The following is a 7,315-nucleotide window of genomic DNA, read 5'->3' on the forward strand; positions in this document are numbered from 1 at the left end:
GATGTGGTCATAGCCGGAGGAGGGTTGGCTGGTCTACTAGCAGCAAGGGAGGTTGCTTCTAAAGGGTTGAATGTCGCTGTCTTCGAAGAGGATCTAGAAATAGGTGTACCTGATAAGTGTGATGGGCTTGTGAGCATGAGAGCCTTGATGAAGCTGGGCGTGATCCCAACCAGTAAAGCGGTGCAGAACACCATAAAGAGGGTGCTCCTATACCCACCGAGCGGAAAACCAGTAGAAGTGGAAGCTTCGAAGCTAAAGGTCGTTGTATTAGATAGGGGCGTATTCGATAAAGACCTCGCTAAAGCAGCTTCATCAAAAGGGGCTGAGATAATACTTGGCGAGAGGGTCACTAAAGCGGTTGAGAAGGAGGGATGTGTTAGAGTTGAGGCTAGCCGCATCTCTAAATCTAAGATCTACATCGAAGCAAAAGGGACATCGGCGCTACCTGCCGATAAGCAGAGATCACTAATACCAGCAGCGAGATTTGATATCGAGGCGAATTGGGTACAAGAAGATGCTGTAGAAATATATGTAGATAGCACTAAATATCCCTGTTTCTTTCTTTGGGTTATACCAACAGGTAAGGATTCAGCGAAGGTAGGGGTTGCTGGGCGATCCATAAACTGCTTCACCGCATTGGACGAATTCCTGAAACAGAAGGGGGGAGGTCGGGTGATTAAGAAGGTTTCAGCTCCCATCTATGTGGGCGGACCAATAGACAGCTTTGTCAAGGGAAGGATGATGGTAGTCGGGGACAGTGCCGGTCAGACAAAACCCTCAACAGGAGGAGGAATATACTCCTGCGGGTTAGCTGGCGTCTTCGCGGGTCAAGCAGCAGCAAAATACCTTTTGGAGGGGGATCTTGATGCGCTTCACAAGTATAGCCGAAGCTGGCTGCGCCTATTTCACGAAGATTTTAAGACAAGTTTACAAGGGCGGAGAATATATGAGAAGATGGATAACAGAAGCATAGAAAAGGTATTCAACTTTATTAGAGAAAAGGGTCTGCTTAACGATCTTCTTCAAGAAGATGGTTTTGACGAGCATTCGAAGTGGATTAGGAGATGCTTGGGTTTAGAGGAGTTGGTTAAGATCTTCTCAATAGTTGCTGCTGAGGAGGTTAGATCCCTCATAAAACAAGTTGGCGACTATTTGATGCAGAGAAGATAGGTTTATGTGTGGCTTGAGATGGGAATAAAGAAGATGAACGAAGAATCTGCTAAAAACCTTAAGATCGCTTTTGCGCAGACCTATCCGAAGTTCGGTGAAGTTAAGGAGAACGTTGAGGAGGCTATAAAGCTGATTAGAGGCGTTGATGCAGACTTAGTTGTGCTACCTGAGCTCTTTAACACAGGCTACGCTTTCCTAACCAGGGATGAGGTAAGAGGATTTGCAGAAGAAATTCCAGGTGGCGAAACCTGCAGAATCCTTGTGGAAGAGTCTGGGAGGCTTAGAAAGAGTATTGTGGCTGGTTTGGCTGAGAGGGATCTTGATGCGCTCTATAATGCTGCTGTCCTAGTTTCAAAAGGTAGGTTCGTTGGCTTATATCGTAAGTTACATCTGTTTAACAGAGAGAAGGTCTTGTTTAATGAGGGTGATCTTGAGCCTAGGGTGTATGTGGTTGATGGTGCTAGGATAAGTATGCTGATCTGCTTTGATTGGCTCTTCCCAGAAATATGGCGTGTTCTAGCTCTAAAGGGTGCTGAGATCATAGCCCACCCCTCAAATCTAGTGCTCCCAAATTATTGTCAAAGAGCTATGCTGGCTCGCTCTTTCGAGAACCACATATACACGATAACAGCGAACAGGGTTGGAGAGGAGAAGAGGGGCGACTACCACCTAAAATACACGGGTAGAAGCCAGATCGTCAGCCCGAAGATGGAGGTTCTAGCATCAGCCTCAGAAGACCGTGTAGAATGTAAAGTGGTTCAAGCGGATCTTGAGCAGGCGCGCAATAAGAAGGTGACCGAATTAAATGACATCTTTAGGGATCGGCGCCCGAGGTTCTATAGGCTCCTAACTAGACCAGCCCGCTTTGCTAAGCCATTCTTTTAACCGAAGATTTATCTGCTTACTCCATCTTCTCCAGAGATTCGAGCTCGAACCTATATATCTTCTCGATGGAGACGCTGTATTCTTCGCTTAGGAACTTCATTAGCTTCTCGCTGAGCGGTGCTTCATAGACCTTGATGCTGAATATGTAGATCTGCCCCTTCTCCACACCGTTCAGTAGAGCCGCGTCTAGCACATCTAATGTGGCTATGTATCTGCCGTCTGGGAGCCTGTCATAAAACTGCACATCAACTTTTCTATTAGCGGAGTCTATGTCAAGGGGGTAGCCCGTGTACTTAACGGTGCCTACATAGATGAACTCAGCTCTAGATATCTCTTCAGCGACCCACTTTGGGAGGCCGACCAAGCCTACTTCACCTGTAGATCTCGGTGAGCGGCTGCTGGACTGTAGCGACTTCCTTCCTCATAACCCTCAGCCTAGCCTCTATCTTCTCAGCTTCTTGAGCAAGCGGGGTGATGTCTAGTGAAACATCTGGCACCAGTTTACAGAAGGCTGTGAGCGCCTTTACTGCTGCGGTCGCATCAGCTATATTCTCTCTAGCCTTGACTACTAGGGCGACTACATCAAAGTTCTCCCATCTACCCTCGTTGAGCAGCGTGCCCGGTATGCCTGTTACCATCCCTAGCCTCATCTGCTCTAACCCAGCACCCTCAATAAGCCTTCTAGCCCTCTCTGTGCTGCCTACAGCCATAACGTCGTGTGTGCTTGATGTCAGAGCAGCCTCTTCCACCGGTCTGCCGACTATTGTTACGATCATCCTACAGTAGTGGTCCTTAGACCAAGAGAGTATCTTCTTGGCGAGAGCCCTATCTAAAGCTGGGTTCGGTGTAAACTCGGCTGAGAATACGGCCAACTTAGGCTTCTCCGAAGCGTGTATCCTCGCTGGAAACTTCGGCTTCCCGTCGAAGATAAGCGAGATCGGTGGGAAGTGAGGCGAATCTAGCACAGCGATCTGATCGAGCTGAAGCGCCGCTATGAGGTAGCTCGCTGAGATGCTGCTGACCAACCCGACCGAAGGGAATCCGTCGACCACAACACCATCTCTGAGGTTGATATCCTTATATCTACGAACTTCTATCTCCAAGCCCACCACAACACACCACACCAAACAGGCAATTAAACATATAGAAATAAACTAGAGAGAATTCTCCTTGTCAGATCAGATCTCTGCCTCTAGGGTACACGGTGAGCCAACATATGAGAATGAGGTTGTTTTGTTATTTGGTTTATTGATCCCCTATTGTGAAGACGAATTCGTAATAGATCGGTATTTCGGCTCGTTCCCTGATTGTATCGCAAGGCGCAATGGTGAGGAGATAGGCATAGAGTTCGAGTTGCTAGCTTCTAACTTTTATGATCAAGGACACGACGAGCATCCTAATTTGGCTAAATGTAAGCTGCTAGTTTGCTGGGAGAACGACCTTCAGAGGAAGACAATTATCAAGGGCGGCAAGTCTTTTATAATTATTAAAGGCTTCGAGATAGAGGTTCTAGCATTAAAGGAGATTGTTGACGAGTTAAGAAAGAAGGGCATAATCTTGGTGGGTGAAAAAAGACCCGACATAGGCGAAGCAAATAAGGAAAGATTCTTTAAGCAGCTCGAGGAAAACGTTGGGAAAGAGAAGTTCATGTGGATAAAGGAACTATATGATGAAGTTAGCTTGCGAAGAGAATTTGAAGTGAGGTGGGGTGGGGGTGGGACTTTGTTCACTATGCGCTTCTTCGTTAAGGAATGGGGCGTCGACCCCTTGGGGATTCAGGGAAACGGCAGTATATGGATAGGCTATACTGGAAACCCTGCAATTAATCCCTGGCTACCACAAGAGACACAAAAGGCTCTACGACAGCTCTTCAAACGGAAGAAAGAAAAAGAAAGATGGCATACAGTACCTCTCAACAACTTAGAAGACCTAAACAAGATCAAAGAAGCACTAGACATCATCACAGAACACTCAAAACGCCTGCGATTATGTTGGCAGAAAGATCCGTAAAAATTTTGCAAAAGTTCTAAAAACTTCTCGCTTAATACAGCCATTTTCTCTTTGAGGGAGTGGGAAGAATATTCTAAAATATTATGAAACGGTAGGTGCGAAGAACTTTGGCAAATCTCTTCACACATATACGTTCTACTCTACCACTCAAACCTTCCTCTTTCTAGAAGAAAAGCACTTTACAGATTAGCGCCACAATACTCGTCATCAAGAACAACGCTTCTAGCTCTTTTCACGAAGGTCTCCATTTTGGATAGATCCTTCACACCAGGCTTTGACTCAACACCTGAAGAGACGTCTACCGCATACGGCTTGACACACTCCACAGCTTCACTAACATTTGATGGGTTGAGACCACCTGCAAGTATTAGAGGCTTTGGATAGATCGCATCCCTTATGCGCCTACTTATCTTCCAATCGTGGACAACCCCTGTTCCACCAAGCCGCCCTTCAGCGAATGTGTCTACAAGAATTCCATCGGCGAATCGAGCCTCACGGATCACTCTATTAACAACCCCTTCTGAAGCAGGCAAGGCTCTGACAAGAGTTACGGAAGGCAGTCTTTCTCTAACGACACCCAGCTCCGTCAAATCCTCTCCGTGGAGCTGAATGACGTTCGGCTTCAAAAGCATATAGGCTTCTAAAACCTCTTCTAAGCTCTTAGGCACAGTAACAAGCACACTCTTAACATTCTTGGGGACGAGTTTGAATAAGCGCTCAGCTTCATCTAATTTCAGGTTTCTTGGCGAAAATGGAGCGCCGACTACAAAGCCTATAAAGTCAGCGCCTATTTTGCAAGCAGCCTCCAAATCTTCTTCTCTAGTTATGCCGCAGATCTTTACTTTAACGGTTCTCATAAGCCATCACAAGCTCCCTCACTTTACCCTCGACATCCTCAGCCAACATTATCGCCGAGCCGACAAGGAAAGCCTTTGCACCATAGCCGCGCAATCTACGAACATCCTCAGCCCCTTGTATACCGCTCTCACTAACCACAACCTTGTCACCTAGATCGACATTAGCCAGAACCCTCCTTGTTGTCCCTAAATCTACTCTAAGAGTCCTCAGATCTCTGTTGTTGACACCCAACATATCGGCTTCTGTTCTAACAGCATCCAACAACTCCTCTTTAGTATGAACCTCGAGCAGAACCTCCAAGCCATATGAATGGGCAAGCTGAATGAAACCTTCGATCGAATCTTTCGGATAACCTCTTTTAAAAACAGAATAAATCAGCAGAACGGCGTCCGCACCAAGCTTAGCCGCAGCCTCAACTTGAAGAGGATCGACAAGAACATCTTTCATCAATACAGGTAAATCGACGTGCCGCTTTACCTCAGCTAGCCAAGCAAGATAACCACCAAAATGCCGTGCTGAAGTAATTACCGAGATGCCTGCAGCCCCTCCACTTTTGATCGCTTTAGCTACGTCAGCAGGGCTTACAATCTGCCTCAGTTTTCCAGAGGATGGTGAAGCTGGTTTAATTTCTGCTATTATTGGAGCGTGTGTACACTTGGTTATGGCTTCCTTCAAGCTCATTTTAGGATGAACAGGCTTTCTCTCATCTATGTTGTAGTATCCATTTCGCAAAGATTCAAAAGTGTCAGCGACTAATATGTCTAGAAAATCAACCATATCTTCTCTCTAACTCCTCCAGTTTTTCAACACAACTTCCATCATAGAACTTAACTAGCTCCTTAAGTTTTCTATAGGAAGCACCACTTTCTATTGATTTCTGCGCAAGCTCCAACGCGTATTTGAAGTCGTCAGCAACACCCCCTACGATGACACCGGCTGCCGCGTTGACTGCTACGATGTCTCGTTTAGGATCACCTGCTTTCAAGCATCCATATATTATCTTAAAAGTTATTTCCGCGTTCTCTTCAGGGCTCTTTCCGATAATGGATTCAACTGTAGATCTTTCTACGCCGAGATCCGTAGGAGTAACTTCGAACTTCCTTATTTCACCTTCCCTAAGCCAAGCTATCAACGTTCTCCCTATGGTTGAAATTTCGTCCAAGCCATCTAAGCCATGTACAACCATAGCTTCTTGCAAACCCAGTTTACTAGCTACTTCTGCTATCTTCGCAACAAGTCTAGCTTCATAAACGCCAATCACCTGAGCAGATGGCATCGCTGGATTTGTCAGCGGCCCTAGAATGTTAAAGACTGTCCTTATTCCAATCTCCCTCCTTACACTGGCTACATTTTTCATAGAAGGGTGTAACGCAGGGGCAAAGAGGAATCCTATACCGATTTCTTCAATAGCTTTTTCAATCCTCTCTTTTGGGACATTTAAGTTTAGTCCCAAACGCTCCAGCACATCGGCGCTTCCACTTTTGCTTGTAAACGATCGGTTCCCGTGCTTGGCTACGGATACACCTGCTCCTGCAACAACAAACGCCGCAGCGCTACTGATATTAAATGTCTTTATTCTGTCTCCGCCAGTTCCACAAGTATCCACAAGGCGCCTATTCACCTTTGGGTTTACTTTATAGCAGCATTTCCGCATAGCTTCGGCGAAAGCTGCGATCTCTTCAACGGTTTCACCCTTCATTCTCAAAGCGGTAAGAAACGCAGCTATCTGCGAGAGTGTAGCTTCTCCGTGTATTATTTCTTCCATTGCTTTATATGCCTCTTGATAGGAAAGATCCACCTTTTCGACAAGTTTTGTGATCGCTTCTTGCATCATTTTTACCACAGTTCAAGAAAATTCTTAAGAATACCCTTACCCTCCTCGGTAATTATTGATTCTGGATGAAATTGCAACCCCTCGATCGGGTAGATCTTATGGCGAATACCCATAATTTCACCGTCATCAAGAGCTATAGCGGAAACCTCAAAGCAGTTTGGAAGAGTAGCAGGATCTACAACAAGCGAGTGGTAACGTGCAGCTTCGAGCGGGTTCTTTATCCCCCTAAAGATACCTTTTCCATCATGCTTTATTTTGCTTTTCTTCCCATGCATTACTCGTTTAGCTCTTATAATGCGAGCACCAAAAGCCCAAGCTATACCCTGATGCCCTAAGCAAACTCCAAGGGTGGGTATCTTTGGACTTAGCTGCCTCAGAATCTGGGAGCAGATGCCAAAGTATCTCGGCTCCTCAGGCGTACCTGGACCTGGGGATATCACAATTCTCACTGGCTTAAGCCGCTCAGCCTTCTTAATTGTTAGTTGGTCGTTTCTGTAGACGAGAGGGGTTGCACCGAGTTCACCAAGGTATTGAGCGAGGTTATAGACGAAGGAGTCA

General features: G+C 46.1%; 9 protein-coding genes. 3 read left to right on the forward strand and 6 right to left on the reverse strand.

Annotated elements, in window-relative coordinates; translation table 11 throughout:
- Positions 1-1,170: geranylgeranyl reductase family protein (locus tag HA494_05075; GenBank protein ID NHV97143.1), on the forward strand; the 1,170-nt coding region annotated here is incomplete at its 5' end.
- Positions 1,171-1,203: 33 nt separating this feature from the next.
- The gene (locus HA494_05080; protein ID NHV97144.1) at positions 1,204-2,055 is read left to right on the forward strand and encodes an acyltransferase; all 852 of its coding nucleotides are present in this window, start codon (positions 1,204-1,206) and stop codon (positions 2,053-2,055) included.
- A gap of 16 nt (positions 2,056-2,071) precedes the next feature.
- Here the strand turns inward: HA494_05080 and HA494_05085 are convergent, their stop codons facing one another.
- Both HA494_05085 and HA494_05090 read right to left on the reverse strand, forming a co-directional pair.
- A complete protein-coding gene (locus tag HA494_05085; GenBank protein ID NHV97145.1) occupies positions 2,072-2,419 on the reverse strand; it encodes a hypothetical protein in 348 nt (115 codons plus the stop codon).
- 7 nt (positions 2,420-2,426) lie between these two features.
- Positions 2,427-3,164 carry a proteasome assembly chaperone family protein gene (locus HA494_05090; GenBank protein NHV97146.1) on the reverse strand — a complete coding sequence of 246 codons (738 nt, stop codon included), beginning with the start codon at positions 3,162-3,164 and terminating at the stop codon, positions 2,427-2,429.
- A 124-nt stretch (positions 3,165-3,288) separates the two neighbouring features.
- Here HA494_05090 and HA494_05095 point away from each other — a divergent pair, with 124 nt between their 5' ends.
- Positions 3,289-4,065: a hypothetical protein gene (locus tag HA494_05095; GenBank protein NHV97147.1), complete on the forward strand. Its 777-nt coding sequence runs from the start codon at positions 3,289-3,291 to the stop codon at positions 4,063-4,065.
- A gap of 179 nt (positions 4,066-4,244) precedes the next feature.
- Here the strand turns inward: HA494_05095 and HA494_05100 are convergent, their stop codons facing one another.
- From HA494_05100 to HA494_05115, 4 genes are all read right to left on the reverse strand, one after another.
- Complete coding sequence (locus HA494_05100) at positions 4,245-4,922, reverse strand: phosphoribosylanthranilate isomerase (protein NHV97148.1); 678 nt, start codon at positions 4,920-4,922, stop codon at positions 4,245-4,247.
- Positions 4,909-5,700 (reverse strand): indole-3-glycerol-phosphate synthase, encoded by a 792-nt coding sequence (locus tag HA494_05105; protein NHV97149.1) that lies wholly within the window; start codon positions 5,698-5,700, stop codon positions 4,909-4,911. Before HA494_05105 ends, HA494_05100 begins: the two co-directional genes overlap by 14 nt.
- The gene (gene trpD, locus HA494_05110; protein ID NHV97150.1) at positions 5,693-6,757 is read right to left on the reverse strand and encodes an anthranilate phosphoribosyltransferase; all 1,065 of its coding nucleotides are present in this window, start codon (positions 6,755-6,757) and stop codon (positions 5,693-5,695) included. The genes HA494_05105 and trpD overlap by 8 nt, the downstream gene beginning before the upstream one ends.
- 2 nt (positions 6,758-6,759) lie before the next feature.
- A partial coding sequence (locus tag HA494_05115; protein NHV97151.1) for an aminodeoxychorismate/anthranilate synthase component II occupies positions 6,760-7,315 on the reverse strand: 556 nt, incomplete at its 5' end.

The sequence above is a fragment of the Nitrososphaerota archaeon genome, from assembly GCA_011605775.1.
GTDB lineage: Archaea > Thermoproteota > Nitrososphaeria > Nitrososphaerales > JAAOZN01 > JAAOZN01.